The 24,480-nt window shown below is 59.0% G+C and carries 22 protein-coding genes; 8 read left to right on the forward strand and 14 right to left on the reverse strand.

From position 1 onward, the window contains the following. Window positions 1–30: 30 nt before the first annotated feature. From P8S53_RS18440 to P8S53_RS18455, 4 genes are all read left to right on the forward strand, one after another. Window positions 31–1,599 carry an FGGY-family carbohydrate kinase gene (locus P8S53_RS18440; RefSeq protein ID WP_277806780.1) on the forward strand — a complete coding sequence of 523 codons (1,569 nt, stop codon included), beginning with the start codon at window positions 31–33 and terminating at the stop codon, window positions 1,597–1,599. Continuing rightward, the gene (locus tag P8S53_RS18445) at window positions 1,596–3,107 is read left to right on the forward strand and encodes a glycerol-3-phosphate dehydrogenase (protein WP_277806781.1); all 1,512 of its coding nucleotides are present in this window, start codon (window positions 1,596–1,598) and stop codon (window positions 3,105–3,107) included. The genes P8S53_RS18440 and P8S53_RS18445 overlap by 4 nt, the downstream gene beginning before the upstream one ends. A gap of 1 nt (window position 3,108) precedes the next feature. Beyond that, on the forward strand, window positions 3,109–4,041 hold the full coding sequence (locus P8S53_RS18450; RefSeq protein WP_277806782.1) for a sugar phosphate isomerase/epimerase: 933 nt from the start codon (window positions 3,109–3,111) through the stop codon (window positions 4,039–4,041). Window positions 4,042–4,205: 164 nt separating this feature from the next. Then, window positions 4,206–5,162 (forward strand): sugar-binding transcriptional regulator, encoded by a 957-nt coding sequence (locus P8S53_RS18455; RefSeq protein WP_277806783.1) that lies wholly within the window; start codon window positions 4,206–4,208, stop codon window positions 5,160–5,162. Between the two features lie 34 nt (window positions 5,163–5,196). Here the strand turns inward: P8S53_RS18455 and fba are convergent, their stop codons facing one another. Genes fba through tkt form a run of 3 tightly spaced genes read right to left on the reverse strand, consistent with a single transcriptional unit; the run spans window position 5,197 to window position 9,276 of the window. After that, window positions 5,197–6,231 carry a class II fructose-bisphosphate aldolase gene (fba, locus tag P8S53_RS18460; RefSeq protein ID WP_277806784.1) on the reverse strand — a complete coding sequence of 345 codons (1,035 nt, stop codon included), beginning with the start codon at window positions 6,229–6,231 and terminating at the stop codon, window positions 5,197–5,199. Window positions 6,232–6,251: 20 nt separating this feature from the next. Beyond that, window positions 6,252–7,250 carry a class 1 fructose-bisphosphatase gene (locus P8S53_RS18465; protein ID WP_277806785.1) on the reverse strand — a complete coding sequence of 333 codons (999 nt, stop codon included), beginning with the start codon at window positions 7,248–7,250 and terminating at the stop codon, window positions 6,252–6,254. Between the two features lies 1 nt (window position 7,251). Further along, window positions 7,252–9,276 carry a transketolase gene (tkt, locus tag P8S53_RS18470; protein WP_277806786.1) on the reverse strand — a complete coding sequence of 675 codons (2,025 nt, stop codon included), beginning with the start codon at window positions 9,274–9,276 and terminating at the stop codon, window positions 7,252–7,254. A 125-nt stretch (window positions 9,277–9,401) separates the two neighbouring features. On the opposite strand from tkt, the gene P8S53_RS18475 reads away from it, so the two are divergent. Genes P8S53_RS18475 through P8S53_RS18485 form a run of 3 tightly spaced genes read left to right on the forward strand, consistent with a single transcriptional unit; the run spans window position 9,402 to window position 11,420 of the window. After that, complete coding sequence (locus P8S53_RS18475; RefSeq protein WP_277806787.1) at window positions 9,402–10,181, forward strand: DeoR/GlpR family DNA-binding transcription regulator; 780 nt, start codon at window positions 9,402–9,404, stop codon at window positions 10,179–10,181. Beyond that, complete coding sequence (locus P8S53_RS18480; protein WP_277806788.1) at window positions 10,178–10,951, forward strand: triose-phosphate isomerase; 774 nt, start codon at window positions 10,178–10,180, stop codon at window positions 10,949–10,951. The genes P8S53_RS18475 and P8S53_RS18480 overlap by 4 nt, the downstream gene beginning before the upstream one ends. A gap of 13 nt (window positions 10,952–10,964) precedes the next feature. Further along, a complete protein-coding gene (locus tag P8S53_RS18485) occupies window positions 10,965–11,420 on the forward strand; it encodes an RpiB/LacA/LacB family sugar-phosphate isomerase (RefSeq protein WP_277806789.1) in 456 nt (151 codons plus the stop codon). Window positions 11,421–11,524: 104 nt separating this feature from the next. On the opposite strand, the gene P8S53_RS18490 is transcribed toward P8S53_RS18485, so the two are convergent. The 7 genes from P8S53_RS18490 to betC form a co-directional block, all read right to left on the reverse strand. After that, window positions 11,525–12,808 carry a TRAP transporter large permease gene (locus tag P8S53_RS18490; protein WP_277806790.1) on the reverse strand — a complete coding sequence of 428 codons (1,284 nt, stop codon included), beginning with the start codon at window positions 12,806–12,808 and terminating at the stop codon, window positions 11,525–11,527. A gap of 4 nt (window positions 12,809–12,812) precedes the next feature. Further along, a complete protein-coding gene (locus P8S53_RS18495; protein ID WP_277806791.1) occupies window positions 12,813–13,310 on the reverse strand; it encodes a TRAP transporter small permease in 498 nt (165 codons plus the stop codon). 72 nt (window positions 13,311–13,382) lie between these two features. Further along, window positions 13,383–14,363 (reverse strand): C4-dicarboxylate TRAP transporter substrate-binding protein, encoded by a 981-nt coding sequence (locus P8S53_RS18500; RefSeq protein ID WP_277806792.1) that lies wholly within the window; start codon window positions 14,361–14,363, stop codon window positions 13,383–13,385. Between the two features lie 37 nt (window positions 14,364–14,400). Then, complete coding sequence (locus P8S53_RS18505) at window positions 14,401–15,090, reverse strand: GntR family transcriptional regulator (protein ID WP_277806793.1); 690 nt, start codon at window positions 15,088–15,090, stop codon at window positions 14,401–14,403. 179 nt (window positions 15,091–15,269) lie between these two features. Beyond that, complete coding sequence (locus P8S53_RS18510) at window positions 15,270–15,674, reverse strand: universal stress protein (RefSeq protein WP_277806794.1); 405 nt, start codon at window positions 15,672–15,674, stop codon at window positions 15,270–15,272. 61 nt (window positions 15,675–15,735) lie between these two features. Then, a complete protein-coding gene (locus tag P8S53_RS18515) occupies window positions 15,736–17,346 on the reverse strand; it encodes a BCCT family transporter (protein ID WP_277806795.1) in 1,611 nt (536 codons plus the stop codon). 86 nt (window positions 17,347–17,432) lie between these two features. Next, on the reverse strand, window positions 17,433–18,950 hold the full coding sequence (gene betC / locus P8S53_RS18520; protein ID WP_277806796.1) for a choline-sulfatase: 1,518 nt from the start codon (window positions 18,948–18,950) through the stop codon (window positions 17,433–17,435). Window positions 18,951–19,170: 220 nt separating this feature from the next. On the opposite strand from betC, the gene P8S53_RS18525 reads away from it, so the two are divergent. Next, window positions 19,171–20,100 carry a LysR family transcriptional regulator gene (locus P8S53_RS18525; protein ID WP_277806797.1) on the forward strand — a complete coding sequence of 310 codons (930 nt, stop codon included), beginning with the start codon at window positions 19,171–19,173 and terminating at the stop codon, window positions 20,098–20,100. A gap of 19 nt (window positions 20,101–20,119) precedes the next feature. Here P8S53_RS18525 and P8S53_RS18530 read toward each other — a convergent pair whose 3' ends face one another. Genes P8S53_RS18530 through P8S53_RS18545 form a run of 4 tightly spaced genes read right to left on the reverse strand, consistent with a single transcriptional unit; the run spans window position 20,120 to window position 24,381 of the window. After that, window positions 20,120–20,848, reverse strand: coding sequence for a FadR/GntR family transcriptional regulator (locus P8S53_RS18530; RefSeq protein WP_277806798.1), 729 nt, complete (start codon window positions 20,846–20,848; stop codon window positions 20,120–20,122). 19 nt (window positions 20,849–20,867) lie between these two features. Further along, on the reverse strand, window positions 20,868–21,824 hold the full coding sequence (yjfF, locus tag P8S53_RS18535; protein WP_277806799.1) for a galactofuranose ABC transporter, permease protein YjfF: 957 nt from the start codon (window positions 21,822–21,824) through the stop codon (window positions 20,868–20,870). After that, complete coding sequence (locus P8S53_RS18540) at window positions 21,821–22,855, reverse strand: ABC transporter permease (protein ID WP_277806800.1); 1,035 nt, start codon at window positions 22,853–22,855, stop codon at window positions 21,821–21,823. Before P8S53_RS18540 ends, yjfF begins: the two co-directional genes overlap by 4 nt. After that, the gene (locus P8S53_RS18545; protein WP_277806801.1) at window positions 22,852–24,381 is read right to left on the reverse strand and encodes a sugar ABC transporter ATP-binding protein; all 1,530 of its coding nucleotides are present in this window, start codon (window positions 24,379–24,381) and stop codon (window positions 22,852–22,854) included. The genes P8S53_RS18540 and P8S53_RS18545 overlap by 4 nt, the downstream gene beginning before the upstream one ends. Window positions 24,382–24,480 lie beyond the last annotated feature (99 nt).

Below are 24,480 nucleotides of genomic sequence, written 5' to 3' on the forward strand. Positions count from 1 at the left end.
CCTGCCGAACCGGAAAAGGATCCGGTGCGCATGTCTTGTGATCTTATCATCGGGGTCGATGCGGGAACGTCTGTCATAAAGGCAGTCGCCTTTGACCTGTCGGGCCATCAACTGGCCACAAGCGCTGTGCGCAACACTTACCTACAGGGCGCAGACGGGTCCGCCACACAGCGACTGTCCCAGACATGGGCCGATTGCGCCGCAGCAATTCGCGGCTTGTCGGGCAAGATAGACGGTCTTGCAGCGCGCGTTGCGGCGGTTGCCCTGACCGGACAAGGGGACGGGACATGGCTTGTCGGGGCAGGCGACACCCCCGTGGGCGATGCGTGGCTGTGGCTTGACGCGCGGGCCGCGCCGACCGTGGCGAACCTTGTCAGCGGCGGCGGCGAACGGGCCAGATTCGAGGCCACAGGAACAGGGTTGAACACTTGCCAGCAGGGCAGCCAGATGGCGCATATGAATGCGCATTTTCCAGAACTTCTGGACCGTGCCGAAGTGGCGCTGCACTGCAAGGACTGGTTGTTTCTGAACCTGACCGGCGTGCGCGCAACGGACCCGTCCGAGGCCAGCTTCACCTTCGGCAATTTCCGCACCCGCCGCTACAGCGATGCGGTGATCGATGCGCTGGGTTTGTCGCAGCGCCGCCATCTTCTGCCCGAGATTATCGAGGGCACGACCGACACACGACCGCTGACTGCGGCAGCAGCAAGCGCGACCGGGTTGCGCGCGGGAACGCCTGTATGTCTGGGATATGTCGATATGGTGATGACCGCCCTTGGTGCGGGCGTGCATACCGGCGACGCGGGTGCTGCATGTTCAACCATAGGATCGACAGGTGTGCATATGCGCGCGGTCACATCGGACAATGTGCATCTGAATGCCGAAGGGACCGGATATGTTATCTGCCTGCCGGTTCCCGATCTGGTGACGCAGGTTCAGACAAACATGGCAGCAACACTGAATGTCGACTGGGCATTGGCACTGGCCGCAGAGTTGATGGCCGAAAGTGGCACAACCCCGACCCATGCCGATCTGGTGGGCCGGATTGATGCGTGGATGTCGCGCTCGCAACCGGGGGCATTGATCTATCATCCCTATATTTCCGATGCTGGCGAACGCGGCCCGTTCGTCAATGCCAATGCAAGCGCAAGCCTGATCGGCCTGAACGCCGCCCACCGTTTTCCCGACGTGATCCGTGCCGTGGTCGAAGGGTTGGGGATGGCGGCGCGTGATTGCTACACCGCGATGGGGACAATGCCGAATGAGCTGCGCCTGACGGGTGGGGCCGCCAGATCAGCCGCCCTGCGCCGTGTGTTGTCCGCCGCGCTGAACACACCCGTGCGCATATCGGCACGCGAAGAAGCGGGTGCAGCCGGATGCGCGATGATGGCTGCGGTTGCGATCGGTGCCTATGAAGACATGGACGCCTGCATTGCCGAATGGACAACCCCCCATCTGGAAACCCCCGAAGGCCCGGATGCAGAACTGGTTCCGGTCTATGACACTCTTTTCAAGTCCTATCGCGCGGCGCGCGGCGCGCTAACGCCGGTCTGGGACACCCTGACCACGGCGCGCATTGCCAAAGGAGCAAAAAAATGACGGGTATCGCGAAAGTTGATCTATTTGTCATCGGTGGTGGAATTAACGGCGCGGGCATTGCCCGTGACGCCGCAGGCCGCGGTCTAAGCGTTGTTCTGTGCGAAAAAGACGATCTGGCCGAGGGCACGTCATCGCGTTCAGGCAAGCTGGTGCATGGCGGGTTGCGTTATCTGGAATATTACGAATTCAGGCTGGTCCGCGAAGCCTTGATCGAGCGCGAAGTGCTGATGCGCAACGCACCCCACATCATCTGGCCCATGCGGTTCGTCCTGCCGCATTCACCACAGGACCGCCCTGCATGGCTGGTCCGGCTGGGGCTGTTTCTTTATGATAACCTTGGCGGGCGCAAGAAGCTGCCCGGTTCGCGCACCCTTGATCTGCACCGCGATCCCGAAGGCGCACCGATCAAGGACAAATACACGCGGGGCTTTGAATATTCCGATTGCTGGGTTGACGATGCGCGACTGGTGATCCTGAACGCGGTGGATGCGGCGGAACATGGCGCAACGGTCCTGACCCGGTCGCCCTGCACCTCGGCGCGGCGCGAAAACGGCGTCTGGCGCGTGACCACAACCGACACCATGACCGGCGCGGAGCGGGTTTTTGAAGCCAAGGTTCTGGTGAATGCCGCAGGGCCATGGGTCTCGGATGTTCTGACGCGTGTCGCCGGGTCAAACTCGGCGCGCAATATCCGGCTTGTAAAGGGCAGTCATATCATCGTGCCTAAATTCTGGAAGGGTGAGAACGCCTACCTTGTTCAGAACCATGACAAGCGTGTGATTTTCATCAACCCCTATGAGCGTGACAAGGCCCTGATCGGCACGACAGATATTGCCTATGAGGGCCAGCCAGAGGATGTGACCGCAGACGAGGCCGAAATACAGTATCTGATCGACGCCGTGAACCGCTACTTCAAGGAAGAACTGACCCGCGACGACGTGCAGACCAGCTTTTCCGGGGTCCGGCCATTATTCGATGACGGACAGGGCAACCCGTCGGCGGTAACGCGCGATTATGTGTTTGATCTGGACGAAGCGGGCGGCGCGCCACTGCTGAACGTGTTTGGTGGCAAGATCACCACATTTCGTGAACTGGCCGAAAGGGGCATGCACCGGATCGGCAAGTTCTTTCCTGCGATGGGCAAGGACTGGACGCACAGCGCGGTCCTGCCCGGCGGCGATCTTGAACGGGCTGATTATGACCTGTTCCGCAACCAGATGAAGCTGGATTACCCGTGGATGCCACGGGCGTTGCGCCAGCATTATGGCCGACTGTATGGCACCCGTATTGCACGCATTGTCGGAACCGCAACCGGCCTTGACGGGCTTGGGCAGCATTTCGGCGGCACCCTGTATGAAGCAGAAGTGACCTATCTGGTGCAGCATGAATGGGCGCGCACCGCCGAGGATATCCTTTGGCGCAGAACCAAACACCAGTTGCATCTGACCCCTGAAGAACGGGCCGCGTTCACGCAATGGTTCGATGCAGCGCATGCACAGGCGGCCTGACATGGGGCTTACATTATCGCTGAACACCAATCCTTTGGTAAACCGCTTCGCTGAACCCGATGACCTGATCAATACCATCGCACGCGATATCCGCATCCGTGACATCCAGTTGACGCATGAATTCATCAACCCCGGCTGGCCCGCCCCTGTCATTGCGCGGTTGGGTCGCGACATGGACCGCGCCCTTGCCCGCACTGGTGCGCGGGTCACATCCGGCATGACCGGCCCTTATGGGCGGCTGAACCATTTTGGCCATCCCGACAAGGATGTGCGCCGGTATTATGTGGACTGGTTCAAGAGTTTTGCCGACATTATCGGCGATCTTGGCGGAAATTCGGTCGGCACGCAGTTCGCGATCTTCACCTACCGCGATTACGATGACCCGAACCGGCGCGAAGACCTGATCCGGGCTGCGATTGATTGCTGGGCCGAAGTGGCCGAGCACGCCAAGACTGCCGGGCTGGATTATATCTTCTGGGAACCAATGAGCATCGGGCGCGAGTTCGGTGAAACAATCGCTGCGTCCCTTGCACTGCAAGCGCGGCTTACTGCCGCACCGATGGCCGTGCCAATGTGGATGATGGCCGATATTGACCACGGCGATATCACATCCAGCAACCCGGATGACACCGACCCATATGCATGGGCGCGGGCCGTGCCGAAACTAAGCCCGATTATCCATATCAAGCAATCGATGATGGACAAGTCGGGCCACCGGCCGTTCACTGCTGCATTCAACGCAAAAGGTGCAATCCAGCCTGCCCCGTTGCTAGAGGCATTGACGGCGGGCGGGGCTGTGGACAATGAAATATGTCTGGAACTGTCCTTCAAGGAACGCGAGCCGGATGACCGTCAGGTCATCGCGCAGATCGCGGAAAGTGTGGCGTTCTGGGCACCATATATCGACAGCGGTATCGCAAAGCTGAAGGTATGATATGTCGTGACGGGTTTTGCTGACATGTTGCCGGGCGGGTGAATTTTGCCATACTGGTGTTTTCAAAAACACTTCGGCCCATGATTACAAGCCCTGCCGGAAAGCCGTTATTGTGGCGGGGCGGTCAGGCTGCTTCTGACATCACCAAGGAAAAGGACATAAGGATGCCAAGAGATCGCAGCGCGGCAGATGCAGATAGCTCCCTCGCGATCCGCGCAGCGTGGCTGCATTACGTTGCCGGATTAAGGCAGGGTGAAGTTGCCAAGCGGTTGGGTGTCCCGTCGGTCAAGGCGCACAGGCTGATTGCGCGGGCCGTCGCCGAAGGGGCAGTCAAGGTCACTATCGAAGGCGACATGATCGAATGTGTCGAACTGGAACAGGCGCTGTGCACCCGTTTCGGGCTGGAAACATGTGAAGTTGCCCCCGATCTGGATGAAGACGGGCTGCCGCTGCGCACGCTTGGGCAGGCCGGTGCCGTGCGGTTGCGGCAATGGCTGGAAAGCGGGGAGGAACTGACAATCGGTATCGGCCATGGCAGGACGCTTGCGGCCGCAGTGCATACAATGCCGCGCTTTGCCACCAACGGGCTGCGCTTTGTGTCGCTGCTGGGCGGGTTGACCCGTAATTTTGCCGCCAACCCGCATGACGTGATGCATCTGCTTGCCGAAAAGACCGGGGCGCAATCCTATGTTATGCCGGTGCCGTTCTTCGCCAACTCTGCCGAGGACCGAGAGGTATTGCTGGCACAACACGGGGTTGCAGATGTGTTCCAGCTTGCCCAGACCGCACCGCTGAAGATCGTAGGTATCGGCACGGTCAAGGTGGATGCGCAGCTTGTCACCTCGGGGATGATCGAACCATCCGAGATCGAGGAAATATATCAACATGGTGGTGTGGGCGAAATGCTGGGGCATTTTTTCGACGCCGACGGGCAGATCCTTGAAACGCCGCTGACATCGCGCACCCTTGCGGTGTCACTTGATCAAGGTCAGGACGACAGGATCATCGCGCTGGCCGGCGGCAAAGAAAAGGTGCAACCCCTTAGGGCGGTGCTGAACAGTGGCCGCCTTTCTGGGTTAATCACCGATGAACGCACCGCACAGGCGTTGCTGTCCATCTGAGACCAGCCATGCACACCGTCCGCCCGCACGCCTGTCAATAGCTGCGCGCCATATCCGCCAGTGACCGCGCACGGATTGCAGATGCCTGCCCGCTGGTGCCGAAGGCGTTGAATTTCTCAATGCATACGGCAGTCATGCTGTCCATTGCGGGTTTCAGGTATTTGCGCGGATCAAATTCAGACGGGGTGTCGATCAGCGTCTGGCGAATGGCTGCGGTTGCCGCCAGACGCAGATCGGTATCAATATTGACCTTGCGCACACCATGGCGGATGCCGCGCTGGATTTCTTCCAGCGGCACACCCCATGCAGGGCCAATATCCCCGCCATATTCATTGATGCGCAGCCGCAGGCTTTCGGGCACCGATGATGAACCGTGCATGACCAGATGGGTGTTCGGCAGACGTTTGTGAATAGCCTCGATCACGTTCATGGCCAGCACGTCGCCATCTGGTTGCCGGGTGAATTTATATGCACCGTGGCTGGTTCCCATGGCGACGGCCAGCGCATCGACACCCGTTGCCGCGACGAAACGCTCGGCCTCGTCCGGGTCGGTCAGAAGCTGGTCATGCGACAGCTTTTCAGTCGCACCATGGCCATCTTCCTGATCCCCCATTCCGGTTTCAAGTGATCCCAGAACCCCAAGCTCCCCCTCCACGGAGACGCCGCAGGCATGGGCCATCTGGACCACCTGACGGGTGATTGTGGTGTTATAGTCGAAATCAGCGGGCGTGGTGCCGTCGGCCTTCAGCGATCCGTCCATCATCACAGATGTGAACCCGTGCTGTATTGCCGTGGCACAAGATGCCAGATCGTTCCCGTGGTCCAGATGCATGCACACCGGAATATGCGGGTATATCTCGACCAGCCCGTCGATCAGCCGTGCCAGAACAGTGTCGTTGGCATAGGCCCGCGCGCCGCGACTGGCCTGCATGATGACCGGCGCACCGACCACGTCTGCCGCCGCCATGATGGCAAGACCCTGTTCCATGTTCGACATGTTGAAAGCTGGCACCGCATATCCGTTTTCGGCGGCATGATCCAGAAGCTGGCGCAAGGTGATACGGGGCATGGTGCCTCCTGACTGAGGGTTTACGAAAGGTAGTCTTGCAAAACCGCAACTTCTGACCCCGACCCGAAGATCAACGGGACGCGATCATGCAGATGCGCAGGGCACAGATCCAGGATGGGGGTCGTGCCATCGGTTGCCGACCCGCCCGCCTGTTCGATCAGAAAGGCGATCGGAAACGCCTCATAAGCAAGGCGCAGATAGCCGCGTTCATATCCCGGACGTGCATCTGCCGGATACAGAAACAGGCCGCCCCGGCGCAAAACACGGTGCAGATCACCCACTGCGGCGGCGATCCAGCGCATGTTGAAATCGCAGCCCCGCGGGCCGTCTACGCCCGCGATCAGGTCTGTGACATAGCTGCGCAACCCCGGCGACCAGTGGCGCATGTTCGACACATTATAGGCGATGGTGGTTGTTTGTTTCGGCACGCGAAGGGCCGTTGCGTCGATGTGGAAGCGGCCTGTTTCGGGATCAAGTGTTGCGATTGTGACGCCTGCGCCGGTGCTGAACCCCAGATCAACGCTGTGCCCGAAAGACAGGTAGAACGCCGCAATGATATCGCGCCCCGGGCGCAGAAAACTGTCCCCCCTTGGAAAGACGCAAAAGAACGCCCCAAGGGGCGCACCGATGCCAATGCTGCCCGACCCGTCAATCGGGTCCATGGCCACATCGAAACGGCCATCGGGATCAAGGTCGATGATCTCGGGCGCTTCTTCGGACATCAGTTTTGCCACGGACAGGCTGCGCATAGCGTCTGTCAGGTGCCTGTGCGCGGCCATATCCAACGCCTTCTGCCGGTCGCCGGACTCGTTGGTGCCGACCACTGCGGACGGATCACCCGGCAACAACCCCGCCCCCAGACGCCCCGCGATGGGAACACATGCCGCTGCAATACCGGCGATCAGGGCAGCAAGTGCCTGCTGGTCCGCATTCTGTCCGGCAGCATCGGACAGATAGGCGTCAAGGGACGCACCCTGCACCGGGCCGTCAGTATCAAGCGTCAGGCGCGATATCGCCATGTCAGACACCCGATCCCAGCAGCGCGCGCGCCTTTGCGATGATGGCGTCTTGGGTAATGCCGAAGGACTTGTAAAGTGCCTCTGCCGGACCTGAAGCGCCGAAGCCGTCCATGCCGATCACGTCATCTTCGTGGGCAACATAGCGGGTCCATCCGAACTTTCCTGCCGCCTCAACAGCGATGCGCGGCGCAGTGCCAAGGGTTTCGGCACGGTATTCGGCGGATTGCATCTCGAACAATTCCCAACTGGGCATAGATACGACAGCAATGCCCAATCCCTCGGTGCAAAGTGCCTCGGCGGCGGCAACCGCAAGGCTGACTTCGGTGCCGGTGGCCAGAAGGGTCAGGTCGCGGCGCGCGCCGAACTGGCGGATGACATAAGCCCCCTTTGCCGAAAGATTTTCATCCCCCTCCGTCAGGCGCAGTTGCGGCACGCCCTGACGGCTAAGCGCAAGCAGCGATGGCGTGGTGCGCGTGCGTATGGCAATATCCCAGCATTCCAACGTTTCCACCGCATCCGCAGGGCGCAAGGTCAGCAGGTTCGGGATCGCCCGCAATGAGGCAAGATGCTCGACCGGCTGGTGGGTCGGGCCATCCTCGCCCAGCCCGATACTGTCATGCGTCATGACATAGATCGTGCCGATACCCATCAGGGCCGACAGGCGTATGGCATTGCGCGCATAGTCCGAGAAAACAAGGAATGTGCCGCCATATGGGATCAGCCCGCCATGGGTGTTCATGCCGTTCATCGCAGCGGCCATTGCAAATTCGCGCACGCCATACCCCACATACCGGCCCGGCGCGGCGGCGCTGAACTGGCTGTCCACCGCCGGAACCCGTGTCAGGTTCGATCCGGTCAGATCTGCGGACCCCCCGATCAGTTCGGGCAGCGCGGGGGCAAGCGCGGCAAGCGCCATCTGGCTGGCCTTGCGCGTGGCAACCTTTTGCGGGCTGTCAAACAGGGCCTTGCGCGCTGCGGCAACTGTGGCTGCGTAGGTGTCTGGCAAGGTGCGGGCCATGCGACGGGTGAATTCCGCATGCATGTCCGATTGCGCAAGCCGCGCTTCCCATGCATCGCGACGGTCCTGCCCCCGCGCGCCAATCGCGCGCCACTCGCTGGCCAGTTCTTGCGGAATCTCAAAGGGGGCTGATGCCCAGCCCAATCGCACCTTTGTGGCGGCGGCTTCTTGCGGGCCAAGCGGTGCGCCATGGGATGCGGCGGTTCCCGCCTTGGTGGGCGCGCCGAAGCCTATGACGGTTTTCATGGCGATCAGCGAAGGCTTGCCAGTTTCCGCCTTGGCATTGCGAATGGCGTTCGACACGGCGCGGGCATCATACCCGTCACACGATTGCACATGCCAGCCGCAGGCCGACAGACGGGCTGGCACATCATCCGAGAACGAAATTGATGTAGGCCCGTCGATAGTGATCTGGTTGTCATCATAAAGAACAACCAGCTTGCCCAGACCAAGGTGACCGGCAAGCGAAATAGCCTCTTGTCCGATGCCTTCTTGCAGACAGCCATCGCCCACGAAAACATAGGTATGGTGATCGACAAGGTCACCCCCGAATTCGGCGGCAAGCGCGCGTTCGGCCATCGCCATACCCACCGCACTGGCCAGCCCCTGACCCAGCGGGCCGGTGGTGGTTTCAATGCCCTTGGCATGCCCGTATTCGGGGTGTCCGGCAGTTTTGGCACCTAACTGGCGGAAGTTGCGGATCTGATCGGTCGTCATATCCTTGTAGCCTGTCAGGTGCAAAAGCGCATAAAGCAGCATGGATGCATGACCATTCGACAGCACAACACGGTCGCGGTCAGGCCAGTCCGGATTGGATGCGTCAAATTTCAGATGTTCGCGAAACAGGACCGTGGCCGCATCTGCCATACCCATCGGCGCGCCCGGATGGCCGGAACCGGCAGCTTCGACCGCGTCAATGCTAAGCGCGCGGATACAATTCGCAAGATCGAAATTGCGCGGGTCAATCGCGGCCGTGGCGGCGATTTCTGCTGGCAGGTCGTTGGGCATCTGATCCTCCTTTGGTTCGCCATCCAATATCGTATCTTGCCGCACTTAACAAGAAAAATCACAATATAACATCATTGACGTTATTTATGGGATATGTAATGTTATAAGTATGAAGAGGGGCAATCATGAAACGCAATGACAGACAACAGGCGATCATGGATTTGCTGATGGCAGACCGAGAGGTCGAGCTGGACTATCTTGCCGATCTCTTTTCGGTTTCAAAGATGACGATACACCGCGATCTGGACGAGCTTGAGGGCGCGGGGCTACTGCGCAAAATCCGCGGCGGGGCAACCATCGAAGCAGGCACCCGTTTTGAAAGCGATTTCCGGTTTCGCGAATTGCAAGGCGCGGCTGCCAAATCCACCATTGCCGAAGCGGCGCTGGCGCTTGTCGAACCCGGCATGACGGTTATGATCAATGATGGCTCCATGGCGGCAGTGCTGGGCCGAATGATCCCTGCCCGCCGCCCGCTGACCGTTATCACAAACAATCTAGCCGTGATTGATGTCCTGAAGGCCGAACCGGGGATCACCCTGATCGCGCTTGGCGGTGTCTATTCGGCCAAGTTCAATGCGTTCCTTGGGAAGGTTTGCGAAGATTCCCTGACGCATCTGCGCGCCGATATCGCCTTCATCTCGACCCCGGCTGTGACCGGCCTTGAGGTGTTCCACATGGATGACGAAGTAGTGCGCGTGAAGCGTGCGATGATGGCATCATCAGGGCGGCGTTGCCTGATGGTCAACCATCTGCGCTTTGGGCACGCGGCGCTGCACAAGCTGGCCGATCTGCATGAATTCGACAGCATCATCACCGACCGGCTTCCCGCAGCTGACACGCTGGACCCGCTGAGGGCCGCGAATTTGCCCCTGACAATCGCACACACCAAAGAGGCCACGACATGACACCTGCCCCGTTCTGGATCGGCACCAGCTGGAAAATGAACAAGACACTGGCCGAAGCACGCGCCTTTGCAGAAGCGCTGGCCGCCGCAGACAAGGACAGGGACCCACGCATCCAGCGGTTTGTTATCCCGCCCTTCACGACTGTGCGAGAGGTCAGCACCATCCTGTCGGGGGCATCGGTCAAGGTTGGCGCGCAGAACATGCATTGGGCCGATCACGGGGCATGGACCGGCGAGGTTTCACCCGTGATGCTGGTTGATTGCGGGCTGGACATTGTGGAGCTTGGCCATTCCGAGCGGCGCGCGCATTTCGGCGAAACCGATGCAACCGTCGCGCTAAAGACCGAAGCGGCGGTGCGCCATGGCCTGACCCCGCTGATCTGCATTGGCGAGACGCTGGAAGAACGCAACGCCGGGCGCGCACAGGCGGTGCTGGACACACAGGTGCGCACTGCGTTGCACAAGCTGTCGTCTGATCAAAAGGCCGCCCCGATCCTGCTGGCATATGAACCCGTATGGGCAATCGGCGAGCACGGCATCCCCGCGACGTCCGACTATGCCGATGCACGCCAGTCCGAAATTATAGCCGTGGCACAGGACGTTCTGGGCCGAAAGATTCCTTGCCTGTATGGCGGGTCGGTGAATCCGGATAACTGCGAAGAACTGATTCAGTGCCCGCATGTCAACGGGCTGTTTATCGGGCGCTCTGCGTGGAATGTCGAAGGCTACCTTGACATCCTTGCCAGATGCGCCGCCACCATCAGACCTTGAAAAGGAACACGACATGAAAATTGCGATTGCAGGCGACAGCGCTGGCGAAGCCCTGGCAAAGGTGCTGGCCGACCACCTGAAAGACAAGCATGAAATCCAAGAGGTTTCGCGCACCGATGACGGGCCGGACAAGTTCTATGCCAATTTGGCGGATCGGGTGGCTTCGGCCGTGATTGCAGGCAAGTATGACCGCGCCATCCTTGTGTGCGGAACCGGCATCGGGGTTCAAATGGCGGCCAACAATGTCCCCGGCATTCGCGCGGCCCAATGCCACGACACCTATTCCGCAGCCAAAGCCTCGACCTCGAACAACGCGCAGATCATCACAATGGGCGCGCGCGTGATCGGCACCGAACTTGCCAAAGATATCGCCGATGCGTTCCTTGCCACCGCGTTTGACCCCAAGGGCAAATCGGCGGGCAATGTGCAAGCGATCAACGATGTTGACGCAAAATATCGCAAGGCATAAGTCAAACACCGCGACAGGGCATGCATCATAGGGGACAGCGCCAACATGCGCCGCATTGGCGTAGGGGCACATGACTGCGCGCGCCCCCCCTGTCGGGGACCAGACTAGCCAAAGGCCAGTGAGGGGAGGAAAAGCGAAATCCCCGGGAAAGCCACCAGCACCACGATCAGCAGAAAGATCGCAAGGTAGAACGGCAGGCTGGCGCGCAGGTATTCCTCGATCGGGGTGTTGAGCAAGGTGCACACCGTATACATTGCCACCCCGACAGGCGGCGTCATGGACCCCAAGGTGACTATTGTCATCATCAGAATCCCAAAATGCACCGGATCAACCCCCAGACGCGTGACAATCGGCACAAGAATAGGTGTCAGCAACAAAACCAGAATTGTGCTTTCGACAAACAGCCCCGCGATGAACAACCCCAGCAGGATTACGGCCAGAATTACCAGCGGGTTTGAAAGGCTGCCCAGCAGCACGCCAGCGACATCTTGCGGAACACGCAGGAAAATGATGGCAAACCCCAGCATGCCTGACATCAGGATAATCAGCATGATCATTCCGATATCGGACAATGCATCACCAAAGGCCCGACAAATGCTGTCCCATGTCATTGCCCGATGCGCCACTGTGCCCACCAGCAAGGCATAGACCACTGCAAACGCGCCCACCTCGGACGGGGTAAAGACACCGCCGCGAATGGACAGCAGCAACAGCACGGGAAACAGCAGCGCCCATTTCGCATCCCATGCCGCGCGCCCCAGATCGCCCCTGCGCGGCGGTTCGTCCGGCGTTGTGGTGCCGTAGCCGCTGCGCCGCGCAATCAACCATGCGGTCACCATCAGGAACACCATCATCAGCAGACCGGGCACAATACCCGCCAGAAACAACCGCCCGATCGAAACCTGTCCGACAAATCCATACAGGATCAGCCCGATCGAGGGCGGAATAGTCGCGGTGATCAACGAACTTAGCGCAATCACGGCCGCAGTGTAGCCGCGCCCGTATCCTTGCGACAGCATTTGCGGGCCGACCACACGGCTTTGCATGGCGGCATCTGCCACCGCAGAGCCGCTGACCCCCCCCATCAGCGTCGACAACAGGATCGACACCTGCGCCAGCCCGCCTGTCATCCAGCTTACGGCCAGTTTTGAGAAGTGGAACAATCTGTCCGTGATCCCGCTTGCATTCATCAAATGCCCTGCAAGCACAAAGAATGGCACGGCCAGCAGTGGAAAACTTTGGCTGACGGCGGCCACTTTCTGCACGCCAATAGACAGCGGCATGACCGGCGATTCCCAGAAAAACACAAAACCCGCCATACCGATGACCAGCGCCACCGGCGCGCCGATCAGCAGAAGAACAAAAAAGACGATTGCGACACTGCCCACTACGTCACGCCCCGTCAGTCATGGATGTCGCGCGCGTAAACACCCGCTGGCCCGTCATGCGCCATGCTTCGATCACGTTCGCAATCAGTGACGCTGACAATATAACGCACCCTGCCGGCACCGCACCTGTCACCCAGGCATAACTTAGCCCGCTGTCGCCGAACTGGCGCGCAAGGTTCAGCAGGGTCAGCTGGGTGCCATGCCATGCCAACGCGGCAAGAAACACAAGCGCGACACCTGCAATCGCTGTTTCCAGCAACAGCCGCGCGCGCAGGGGCAGACGACGCACCAGTAGATCGACGCCCAGATGCGCCCGCTCGCGCAGGGCTTTCGTGGCGCCGATGAAACACAGCCAGATAAACAGAAGCTGTGCCATATCCACGGACCAGATCAGCGGCTGCCCGAAAAAACGCATGACCGCGGCAACGAACACCAGTGCGGTAATAACGGCAAGGATGATCATGCCAAGGATAAATTCTGCCTTGCGATACAGTGCCAGCATTGCGCCACTCCCGGACAGGACATGCAGGGGAAATGCCCCCTGCATGCGGATCAAATGATCAGGTCTGCAAACTCAGTCTGCGGCCATCTCGCGCAGCACGTCGCGCAATTCGCCATAGCCCAGATCATCATAGACATTGGCCGTGGCTTCGACAAAAGGCGTCACGTCCACGTCGCTGATGGTGACACCAGCGTCTGACAACTGCGCCTCGATGGATTCAAGGGAATCCTGCGTGCCATAGGACGCGATGTCGCCTGCGACCAATGCCTCATTACGCAAAATGGTTTGCAGGTCATCCGGCAGGGTTTCAAACCAGCCCGCGGATGTCACCAGTCCGGTAATCAGGTTGATATGGCCCGTCTTGGTGATATGGCTGACCACTTCATGCAGGTTGGCACCGACAATGGCGGGAAACTGCGCCTCTGCGCCGTCAATGACATTCGCGCTAAGGCCGGAATACACCTCGCCCCAGGGCAGCGGTGTGGGCGTTGCCCCCATGGCCGAAATGGTGCCGGTCCATACAGGGGCGCCGGGTGTGCGCATGCGAATGCCGGACAGATCAGCGGGCACGGACACTTCGCGCTTGGTCAGCAAATGGCGTTCCCCCTGCCACCAGTTGAAGCTAAGAACCTGAAGCCCCGCATTTTCAGACAGCGCATCGACCCAGCCCTCGAACATGTCCGATGTTACGACCTTGCGGATACCATCATAACCGGATGCAAGAAACGGCGCGCCCAGCACGCCAAATTCGTTCTGGAATACCGCCAGACGCCCGCCATCAACGACCACCGCCACAGGTGCCCCTGCCCGCGCTTGTTCCAGCACATCCTCGTCCGGGCCAAGCTGTGAATTGGGATACAGCACAACGGCCAGACGCCCATCCGACGCTTCTGCGATATTTTCCTGAAATGCTTCAAGACCGGCATAAAGCGGGTCCGATGTGGCCAGCGCAGTATTCACATTCAAGGTGAAATCCTGGGCCAATGCGCCTTGACCCATTGCCCCGAATGCCACTGCGGCAATGGTGAATTTTGTCTTTGCAAAGTCCAACATGTTATCCTCCTGTTGATGTTGGCGCGCTTTTTCAGCGCTATGGCTGTGGTTCGAAAAATTCCGCCCGTTCCGCCGCAATCTTTGGCAGGTCGCTGATCATCCCGCTTAAATGCGCGCGCATCGCGGCTTCTGCCTGGGCGGGATCATGGGTGCGAATGGCCTCCACAATACTGGCATGCTGTTCAACCAGCGTATCTTTTGGAAATTGCTGCACGCTTAAGTAGCGCACCCGATCAAGTTGCGCTTTCAGCGCTTCGATCACATGCCATGCGTGACTGCGCCCCACCCCTTCGGACAGATGGCGGTGAAACTGGTCGTCAAGGGCAATGAAGCCTTCGACGGAATCTGTTTGCGACTGTTCCAGCAACAGCCGGTCAAGCGTGGCGATGCGCGCGGCGTCAAACTCCTGTGCGGCAATCTTGACGACATCGGCTTCAATCGCCTCTCTGACGAAGCGGGCATCATCGACCATGCGCAGGGAAATCTTCGGCACCACGGTTCCGCGCTGCGGCCGGATTTCAAGCAAGCCCTCCTCTGCCAGCTTGATGAATGCCTCGCGGATGGGTTGGCGGCTAATTTGCAATTCCGACGCAATCCCGGCTTCGGACAAGCGCGATCCGGGGGGAAGATCACCACGAATGATGCGCGCGCGCAGGATGGCCAGCAACTGCGCCCCAAGGGGCTGGCCGGAATTCAAGGCGGTGGCACCGATCGCATGCATCGACATAGCAAATTCTCCCTGTCGCGATCTATTGCAGGAGTTGCCATACTAGTCAACAATAAAGTCGAACCGCCGCAATATAAGGCATGGGCCGCCAAGTGGCAGCCCATGCAAAAACACAAAAACGCCGGAGCCAGTTCAGCCGACATCATGCGCCGCGTTCAAAAAGTGGATGCGCGCGCAGATTACCTGCCTTGCCTGACAACAAGCACGTCGCATTCGGAATGCATGACCACATGCGCCGCGATCGAGCCAATGAAGTAATCGCGGATGCGCGGGTTGTGCGAGTTCATCACGATCAGGTCGCAACCAAACTCCTCGGCGGCGCGCGGGATTGCACGGTGTGCCGTGCCGGTGCGGACTGCGCTTTCGATCCTCACCCCGCGCGCCCTGAACGGCGCAACGAAGCTTTCCAGTTCTGGCAGGCTGTCCTCGGGCAGGACTTTCAGATTGTCGCTGATCTCTGGCACGATGGTGACGACTTTTAATGTCGCATCACTGCCTGCGGCGGTTGTAAGCGCCTTCTCCATCAGTTCGGCTGACTGCGGCACATGGCTTAATTTGACCGGCACAAGGATAGATCTATACATGCGGTTTCCCCTTCAAGTCTGCCGCCCGGCGCGCACCATCGCGCACCGGGCAAGTCATTGATCACTTGGGCAAGGTCGCCATGTTCGCATCATGCGCCGCCGCATGGGGGGCCGGTTCGGCAGACAGCGCCCGGAACAGCCCCCACATCATAAGGAACATGATGATTGAAAACGGCAATCCCGCCGCCAGCGAGGCGGTCTGCAACGCCGCCAACCCGCCTGACGCCAGCAGCACGGCGGCGACAGCACCTTCGCCGATGCCCCAGAATACGCGATACGTTACCGGCGGTTCTTCCTTGCCCATCGAAATAAGTGTGGTCACCACCAACGTGCCGCTGTCCGAAGACGTCACAAAGTAAGTGATGATCAGGATCAGCGCCACAAATGACATCAGGCTTCCGAACAGGCCCAGCCCGAAATTCTCAATGATCAGAAACAGTGGTTTTGAAATATCCTCATTCACGGCGTCGATGATGCCGCCGCCTTGGACAAATTCCTGATAAAGCGCGGTTCCACCGAAGATGGACATCCAGAAGAAGGTAATCAGCGTTGGCACAATCAGCACCCCGATGGCGAATTCGCGGATTGTCCGTCCGCGCGAAACACGCGCGATGAACATCCCCACAAACGGTGCCCATGCAATCCACCAACCCCAATAAAACACGGTCCATGCGCCCTGCCAGCCGCTTTCAGGGTCGGGGTTCACCCAAAGCCCCATCGGGATGACGTTAACGATGTATTCACCGATATTGGTAATGAAGAACCCCAACAAGAACACGGTCGGACCCACGAGGATGAAAACGATGATCAGAAAGATCGACAGCCACATGTTCATCTCGGACAGGATCTTGATCCCGCGGCCGACACCCGACACCGCCGAAAGCGTGGCGATGGCAGAAATCACCATGATGATCAGATATCTGATCCAGGGGTCCATAGGCACCCCGAACAGGTGATTAAGCCCCGCCTGAATTTGTCCGGCACCAAGGCCAAGCGTCGTTGCGACACCAAAGATCGTGCCGAAAATTGCCAGCAGGTCGACAAGATGCCCCCAGTTGCCGTAAATCCGGTCGCCCAGAATTGGGTATAGGGATGCACGGATGGTCAGCGGCAGGCCCTTGCGGTAGCTGAAATAGGCCAGCGACATTCCGACGATGACATAGACCGCCCAGCCATGCAGGCCCCAATGCAGGAAGGTCACCTGCATCGCGGTCACGGAACCGGCCATCGAACCGGCGGTGCCATCTTCCAGAAATGGCGCGTTCTGGACGTGATACATCGGCTCGGCAACGGACCAGAACAACAACCCGATCCCCATACCGGCACCAAACAGCATCGAGAACCAAGCGAATGTCGAGAATTCCGGACGGTCGCTGTCCTTGCCCAGCCGGATCGCGCCGTAACGCGAGAAGATCAGGCCAAAGACGAAGGTAATAAACATCGCAATCGACAGGATATAATACCAGCTCATGTTGACGGTGATCCAGGACTGCACCCCTTCAAAGAACCTGCCCATGGCCTCTGGTGCCATTACCCCGGCCAGCACGAAGGCGATGACCAGAAGCTTCGACAAGGTGGCCATCGGCGGGTTCACGTCCCGAAACAAGCCTGACTTTCCAATGACAAGACGCGACTGGTCCACTTGTCCGTCTGCGGCGGTTTTTTCGTGCATTGCGTATCCTTACTGTTGGTGTTCCCTTTGGGTTTTGTTGTTATTTTTGTTGAAATCCGTCGATAGGGGCGTGCGGGCAGGGTCGGTCATTCGCCACGCGGGAACCGCTGGCCCTCCTCGATCACGTTCAGGTCCATGTGGTTGCGCATGTACCGCTCGCTTGCTTTTTGCAGTGGCTGGTAATCCCAAGGGTAGTAGCCGCCCTGTCGCAGCGCCTCGTAGACGACGCATCGGCGTGCCTGGCTTTCGCGTATGCTGGCGTCCAGGGCATCAAGATCCCACCGCGCATGGGCCATGTCGCTGAAATATGCCAGCGTTTCGGAATGCGCGGGGTCCTGTGCAAGGTTCACCAACTCATGCGGGTCAGCCTGAAGATCGAACAACTGATCGGGATCAAGCGCGCAGCGGGTGAATTTCCACCGTTCCATGCGCAAGCTGATCAGCGGCGCGTAAGACGCTTCAGCAGCGTATTCCATTGCCACCGGCGCTTCCCGTTTGCCGCCCTGCCCCAGATAGACAAGCGATTGACCTTCGGTCCAGGGGGCAACCTCGGACATGTCGGCCCCTGCCAGTTCGCACAGTGTCGGGCAAATATCGATGGTGCTGACCGGATCGGTGACAAGGCCCGGCTCCATCCCCGGTGCCGCGATCATCAGCGGCACACGGCTTGACCCCTCGAAAAAGGACATCTTGAACCACAGCCCCCGCTCGCCCAGCATATCGCCGTGATCGCTAAGGAACACAATGATCGTGTTCTGGTCCTGCCGCGTGCCTTCAAGGGCTTCCATCAACCCGCCGATCTTGTCGTCGATATAGGAGATATTTGCGAAATAAGCGCGGCGCGAACGGCGAATATCCTCTTGGGTTATTTCAAATGAACGCCAGTCATTTGCATCGAAAATGCGTCTGGAATGCGGGTCATGCGCGTCATAGTCCATCGCCGGCACATCGGGCAGCAAATGCGCGCAATTCTCATACCGGTCCCAGTATTTTTTTCGTGCGACATACGGATCATGTGTATGGGTGAAACTGACGGTCAGGCACCATGGCCGCGCGTCATGCCCGCGCCCCAGATCATAGATTTTGCGGGTGGCGTGAAACGCGACTTCGTCATCATATTCCATCTGGTTCGAAATTTCTGCCACCCCTGCACCGGTGACCGAACCAAGATTGTGATACCACCAGTCAATGCGTTCGCCCGGCTTGCGATAATCCGGCGTCCAACCAAAATCAGCCGGATAGATATCAGTTGTCAGTCGTTCCTCAAATCCATGCAGCTGATCGGGGCCGACGAAATGCATCTTGCCGGACAGGCAGGTCTGATACCCCGCGCGGCGCAGATGATGCGCATAGCTTGGAATGTCGGCGCAGAATTCGGCAGCATTGTCATAGACCCTGCTGCGCGATGGCAGCAGGCCCGACATATAGCTTGCCCGCGCTGGCGCACATAAGGGCGAGGCCGTGTAGGCATTGCCAAACCGCGTCGAACGCGCGGCGATCTTCTTCAGGTTTGGGGCGTGCAGCCAATCGGCCGGTCCGTCAGGAAAGAACGTGCCACTTAGCTGATCAGTCATGATGATCAGGATATTGGGTTTACTGGTCATGGTTCCTCATCTTGTGCGCGGCGGCGTTTAGCAGGACTGATCGGGTTAACAACGCTCCCTTGCCGGACATGCAGGCACAGCTGCGTGCGATTTGCCGCAATCAGGTGACACATCGTTGATCTGAAAATCACTGCCGCCTATGGCAGTATGACATTGTCAAATCTTATGGTATTTAAAGAAGTATATCAGACAACGCTTATATTTCACGAAGAGAGTGGCAATGCCTGGGATTGACAATGCTTATACCACATTCGGACGATACAGCGCTGATCTGTGCCTGTTCCTGCTGGTCGCGGAAACCGGCCAACTGTCGCTGGCCGCAAAAAAAGCGGGCCTGTCGCAACCCCGTATGAGCCAGCGCATTCGTTTTCTGGAAGATGGTCTGGGCAAACAGCTTTTCATCCGTGAGCGTCGCGGGATTACCCTGACACAATCCGGTCAGGAGCTTTTGTCAGCGATTTCAATGCCGCTTTCGGGCGCTGTCGACGCCTTTTCCCGGTTTCAACAAAAACCGGCCCGCGGCGATGTGATTATCCTGTCCGACATTGCTTTTGCCAGTTTCCGGCTGCTGCCGATTTTTTCGGCGCTTTGCAGCACATTCAAGGACCTCAGCGTGTCACTGCTTACGGTGCAGCAACCAAGCCACAAGTCGCTTCCCGAAGCGGATCTGATCATCCGCATGGAAGAACAGCACCTCGCGGCTGAAAACGAGGTCTGCCTGTTTCGTGAATCCGTGACTGCGTTGTGCAGTCACGCATTCAAGCAGGCCAATCCTGACATGACCTCTCCCGCTGATCTGATCGACAAAACACTGATCGAATTGACGACCCAGCGAACACCGGCATGGTTCACATGGGCAAGCTGGCTGCACGCCCATGGCGTTGATCGAAAGCTGTCAGCGGATCACCTGAGCTTTTCCAGCTATGATCATGTAATACAATCAACGACTGCTGGGCTGGGTGTGTGTCTGGGCTGGCAGGGTCTTGCAGACAAACTGGTTTCGGATGGCACGCTTGTGGCGGCTATTCCCCAAAAACTAGACAGCGATCGCGGGTATTTCCTGAAGATTGTAGATGGCCGGGAAAATCGCGACACAAAAAGGATCTTTGATTGGCTGACAGAACATCTGGGAAAACGGCCTGCTGTTTGAACCACCGGCCACACGCAGATCAGATATCAGTGCCGGATATACGGCGCTGACCATACAAGATCACATCGCGCATTGCTTGTTTGGCAGCATCCGGGTCGCGCCTGGCGATGGCCTCGACGATACGCAGATGGGTGGCCGATACATCCCGCTGCGTCGCGGGTTCCGATGCGGGCGAACTCAGCCGGAAGGTGGTCAGCAGCGCTGCCTCGATCAGTGTGCCGACGGAATGCATGAAGACATTGCCCGACGCTTTCGTGATTGCCCTGTGCAACGCCAGATCGGCCAAGGCAAAGGCCTTGTCGTCCTCGGCAGTGCGCATCGCTTCTGCATGGGCATAAAGCACCTTGATTTCATCCGCTGTGGAACGCCGCGCGGCCATGGCAGCGGCGGCGGGTTCCATGGTCAGCCGCATTTCATAAAGCTGGTTCAGAAACGTAATGTCTACGCTGTCATCCAGATGCCAGACCAGAACTTCGGCATCAAACAGGTTCCAGTCTTGCCGGTCACAGACCCTTGTGCCCACACGGGTGCGCGCGACAATCATGCCTTTTGCCGAAAGGGTTTTCATTGCTTCGCGCAGCACTGTGCGCGATACGCCAAACTGACCTGCCAGTTCCTCGTCCCGCGGCAGGATGGTACCGGGCGGGTATTTACCGCTGACGATGGCGCGTCCGATACCTTCAACCACCTGCCCATGACTGTTGCGCACAAGTGTTTTGTTCATAGCATCGCGAAGCAGACCGGACATATGTTCTCCCCTGACCCAGTTACTGGCTGACACGCAGCCGCAGCAGCCCCTTTTGAAGCAGGATGAACATCAAAAGCAAAGCGCCAATCACGATTTTCGTCCACCAGCTCGACAGGCTGCCATCAAAGACAATATAGGTCTGGATCAACCCCATTGTCAGCACACCAATCAATGTCCCAAACATATATCCGCTGCCACCCGTCAGCAGCGTGCCGCCAATCACCACCGCAGCAATCGCGCTAAGTTCAACCCCCACGGTCGCCAGCGGATACCCCGCCGAGGTATAGACCGAGAAGACAATCCCCGCCAACCCTGCCATGAAGCCCGAAAACGCATAAACCGCCACGGTCGTGCGCCCCACGGCAACACCCATCAGGCGTGCCGCCGCTTCATCCCCGCCAAGGGCATAGACATTGGTGCCAAACCGCGTGCGGTGCAGCACGATCATGCCCACAATAACGGCGGCAATCATGATCATGCCCAAAAGCGTCAGCCGCCCCCGGCCCGGCATCACGAAATACGCCCGCTGCATCATCTGGTAAAACGGATCGACAATCGGCACGGAATCGATCGACAGCATGTAGCCCGCCCCGCGTGCCAGAAACATGCCCGCAAGGGTCACGATAAAGGGCGGCATGGCAAGCAGATGGATCATCCCGCCCATCGCCGCCCCAAAGGCCGTAGTGATCATCAGCAGCATGGCGAAGGCCACCAGCGGGTGCAGTCCCGTCTCGCGCAGGATAACGGCAATGAACACGCCCGCAAACGCGATGACGGACCCCACTGACAAATCGATACCGCCCGACACAATAACCACCGTCATCCCCACCGCAACGATGCCCAGATATGCATTGTCAGTCAGCAGGTTGCCGATCACGCGGGTGGACAGCATGGCGGGAAACTGGATGTAGCAGATCAGATAGGCCAACAGGAAGATTGCGATAGTCGCATAAAGCGGCAGGGCGCGGATGCTCATGTCTTATCCTCCGTCGTCGCGGGGTGCGGGGTTTTCGTTCGCGGCTGCCTACTGCGCCGCGACCACACAAACGCAAGCTGCGGCAGCAAACGGGGCGATTGCAGCACAAGGATAATGATCACCAGAACCGCCTTGATCACCAGATTATACTCGGACGGGAAGCCCGCCAGCAGAATGCCTGTGTTGATTGTCTGGATGATCATCGCCCCCAGCAGTGACGCCAGAATAGAAAACCGCCCCCCCAACAACGAGTTGCCCCCGATCACCACCGCCAGAATTGCATCCAGTTCCAGCCACAGGCCCGCATTATTGGCATCTGCGCCACGAATATCCGCCGTGGCAATAATACCCGCCAGTGCCGCGCAGAACCCCGACCCCATGTAAACCGCGATCAGCAGCACACGGCTGTTGATCCCCGTCAGGGTGCTGGCGCGCAGATTGACCCCGATGGATTCCACCAAAAGCCCCAGCGCAGTGCGCCGCACAAGCAGGCCAAAGAAAATTCCGGTCAGCACCCAGATCACCGCAGGCACCGGCACGCCCAACAATGTGCCCGATCCCAGATATGAGAAGCCATCATTGTCGAAAGTCAGAATTGTGCCACCGGTGATCAACTGCGCCACCCCGCGCCCTGCCACCATCAGGATCAGCGTGGCCACAATGGGCTGAATGCCAAACACTGCCACCAGCAGGCCGTTCCACAAGCCACAGATCAGCCCCGCCGCACCTGCAATACCAAGGGCGGCCCACATGCCAAAGCCCTGATCAATCGACCATGCGGCACTGGCCCCGCAGATAGCCATCACCGCGCCCACCGACAAATCGATACCGCGTGTGGCTATCACCAGCGTCATGCCGATTGCCAATAATGCCACGGGCGCGCCGCGCTTCACAATATCTACCGGAATACCCACCAGCCGCTCGTTCACATAGACGACCTGCCAGAAACTGGGGAAAAACATACTGACCAGGACGACCACTGCCGACAGGGTCAGAAGTTGCGGCGCGACCCGGCGCAATACCCCCTTCATGCCATTACCCCCCGCGTGTCAGCCGTGGCGGAACCGGGTTCAGGATCGGGGGCGGCAATGGCGCGCACAATCGTATCCGTGGTCACATCGTCCCCCGTCAGTTGTGATACATGCTGGCGGTCGCGCACCACGATGACCCGGTGCGACACGGCAACAAGTTCATCAAGCTCTGACGAGATAACAAGGATCGACATGCCTTGCGCCACCACATCTTCTATCAGCCGCAGAATTTCGGCATGCGCGCCAACATCAATGCCGCGCGTGGGTTCGTCCAGGATCAGAAACCGCGGGTTGGTGGCCAGCCAGCGCGCAAGGATCACCTTTTGCTGGTTTCCCCCTGACAGCAGGCCCACGGGTTTATCAGCATCAGGCGTGCGGATATCGAGGCGCTTGATGTAGTCATTCGCCATGCGGACCTGTTCTGCCTGCGGGATCGGCCGCGCCCAGCCGCGCCGCGCCTGTAGCGCCAGAATGATATTCTCACGCACGCTCAGGTCAGCAATGATACCGTCGGTCTTGCGGTCTTCGGGCGCGAAAGCAAAGCCTGCGGCAATGGCCGCGCGCGGATTGCGCAGATCGACCGGCCCGTTGGTGTCTTCGGCAGTGCCGCTGTCGCCGGGCACCGCGCCAAACAGAACTTCCGCGCTTTCGGTGCGCCCGGACCCCAGCAACCCGGCCATGCCGATCACCTCGCCCTTATGAACTGTCAGGTCAAACGGCGCGATCCGCCCGCGCCGCCCCATGCCGGCAAACCGGATGGCATCGGTGGCATCCACTGCGGGGCGGTGGCGGGTTGCGGTTTCTTGTTGCAATTCATGGCCCAGCATCAGGGTGATCAGTTGCATCCGGTCGACCCCGGCTGCGGGGCGGGTTGCGATGTGACACCCGTTGCGCAAAATGGTCAGACGGTCCGAAATCTCATAGACCTGATCCAGAAAATGCGAGATGAAGATGATCCCCAGCCCGCGCTTGCGCAGATCGCGGATGACATCGAACAGCATCTGCACCTCGCGCGCATCAAGGCTTGCAGTGGGTTCGTCCAGTATCAGCACGCGGCCTGACAAATGCACGGCGCGGGCGATGGCGATGATTTGCTGCACCGCAACTGAATAATACTCCAGCGGACGCCGCACATCGATATCCAACCCGTAGCCTGCCAGCATTTCTTCGGCTTGCGCCTGCATGGCGCGCGGGCGAATCATACCAAAGCGGCGCGGTTGATGGCCCAGCGTAAGGTTTTCTGCCACCGTCAGGTTAGGCAGCAGGTTGACCTCCTGATAGACGGTGCCGATGCCGATGGCCTGCGCTTCCAGCGTGCTTTGCGGGAATATCGGCTGACCTTCAAACAAGATATCGCCAGAATCGCGCCGATATGCACCGGTAAGGCATTTGATCAGGGTGGATTTTCCCGCCCCGTTTTCACCAAGCAGCGCGTGCACCTCGCCCGCTTTCAAGTCAAAATCGACGGCGTCCAGCGCCTTTGTGCCGGGAAATGTCTTGGTCAGGTTGCGTGTCGACAACAGCATCGGGTGCCCCGCAGGTCAGGCGGCTACAGCACGCCCGCTGTAACCCTATGTTCTATCGTTAATTGCTTTGCGAAAACCGGATTACGTTTTTCGCAACAT

Source organism: Roseinatronobacter sp. S2 (assembly GCF_029581395.1).
GTDB lineage: Bacteria > Pseudomonadota > Alphaproteobacteria > Rhodobacterales > Rhodobacteraceae > Roseinatronobacter.

Coding starts and splice junctions, on each gene's coding strand:
- P8S53_RS18440 (WP_277806780.1), top strand. CDS start 31: ATGTCTTGTGATCTTATCATCGGGGTCGATGCGGGAACGTCTGTCATA.
- P8S53_RS18445 (WP_277806781.1), top strand. CDS start 1,596: ATGACGGGTATCGCGAAAGTTGATCTATTTGTCATCGGTGGTGGAATT.
- P8S53_RS18450 (WP_277806782.1), top strand. CDS start 3,109: ATGGGGCTTACATTATCGCTGAACACCAATCCTTTGGTAAACCGCTTC.
- P8S53_RS18455 (WP_277806783.1), top strand. CDS start 4,206: ATGCCAAGAGATCGCAGCGCGGCAGATGCAGATAGCTCCCTCGCGATC.
- fba (WP_277806784.1), bottom strand. CDS start 6,231: ATGCCCCGTATCACCTTGCGCCAGCTTCTGGATCATGCCGCCGAAAAC.
- P8S53_RS18465 (WP_277806785.1), bottom strand. CDS start 7,250: ATGGCGATATCGCGCCTGACGCTTGATACTGACGGCCCGGTGCAGGGT.
- tkt (WP_277806786.1), bottom strand. CDS start 9,276: ATGCCCAACGACCTGCCAGCAGAAATCGCCGCCACGGCCGCGATTGAC.
- P8S53_RS18475 (WP_277806787.1), top strand. CDS start 9,402: ATGAAACGCAATGACAGACAACAGGCGATCATGGATTTGCTGATGGCA.
- P8S53_RS18480 (WP_277806788.1), top strand. CDS start 10,178: ATGACACCTGCCCCGTTCTGGATCGGCACCAGCTGGAAAATGAACAAG.
- P8S53_RS18485 (WP_277806789.1), top strand. CDS start 10,965: ATGAAAATTGCGATTGCAGGCGACAGCGCTGGCGAAGCCCTGGCAAAG.
- P8S53_RS18495 (WP_277806791.1), bottom strand. CDS start 13,310: ATGCTGGCACTGTATCGCAAGGCAGAATTTATCCTTGGCATGATCATC.
- P8S53_RS18500 (WP_277806792.1), bottom strand. CDS start 14,363: ATGTTGGACTTTGCAAAGACAAAATTCACCATTGCCGCAGTGGCATTC.
- P8S53_RS18505 (WP_277806793.1), bottom strand. CDS start 15,090: ATGTCGATGCATGCGATCGGTGCCACCGCCTTGAATTCCGGCCAGCCC.
- P8S53_RS18510 (WP_277806794.1), bottom strand. CDS start 15,674: ATGTATAGATCTATCCTTGTGCCGGTCAAATTAAGCCATGTGCCGCAG.
- P8S53_RS18515 (WP_277806795.1), bottom strand. CDS start 17,346: ATGCACGAAAAAACCGCCGCAGACGGACAAGTGGACCAGTCGCGTCTT.
- betC (WP_277806796.1), bottom strand. CDS start 18,950: ATGACCAGTAAACCCAATATCCTGATCATCATGACTGATCAGCTAAGT.
- P8S53_RS18525 (WP_277806797.1), top strand. CDS start 19,171: ATGCCTGGGATTGACAATGCTTATACCACATTCGGACGATACAGCGCT.
- P8S53_RS18530 (WP_277806798.1), bottom strand. CDS start 20,848: ATGTCCGGTCTGCTTCGCGATGCTATGAACAAAACACTTGTGCGCAAC.
- yjfF (WP_277806799.1), bottom strand. CDS start 21,824: ATGAGCATCCGCGCCCTGCCGCTTTATGCGACTATCGCAATCTTCCTG.
- P8S53_RS18540 (WP_277806800.1), bottom strand. CDS start 22,855: ATGAAGGGGGTATTGCGCCGGGTCGCGCCGCAACTTCTGACCCTGTCG.
- P8S53_RS18545 (WP_277806801.1), bottom strand. CDS start 24,381: ATGCTGTTGTCGACACGCAACCTGACCAAGACATTTCCCGGCACAAAG.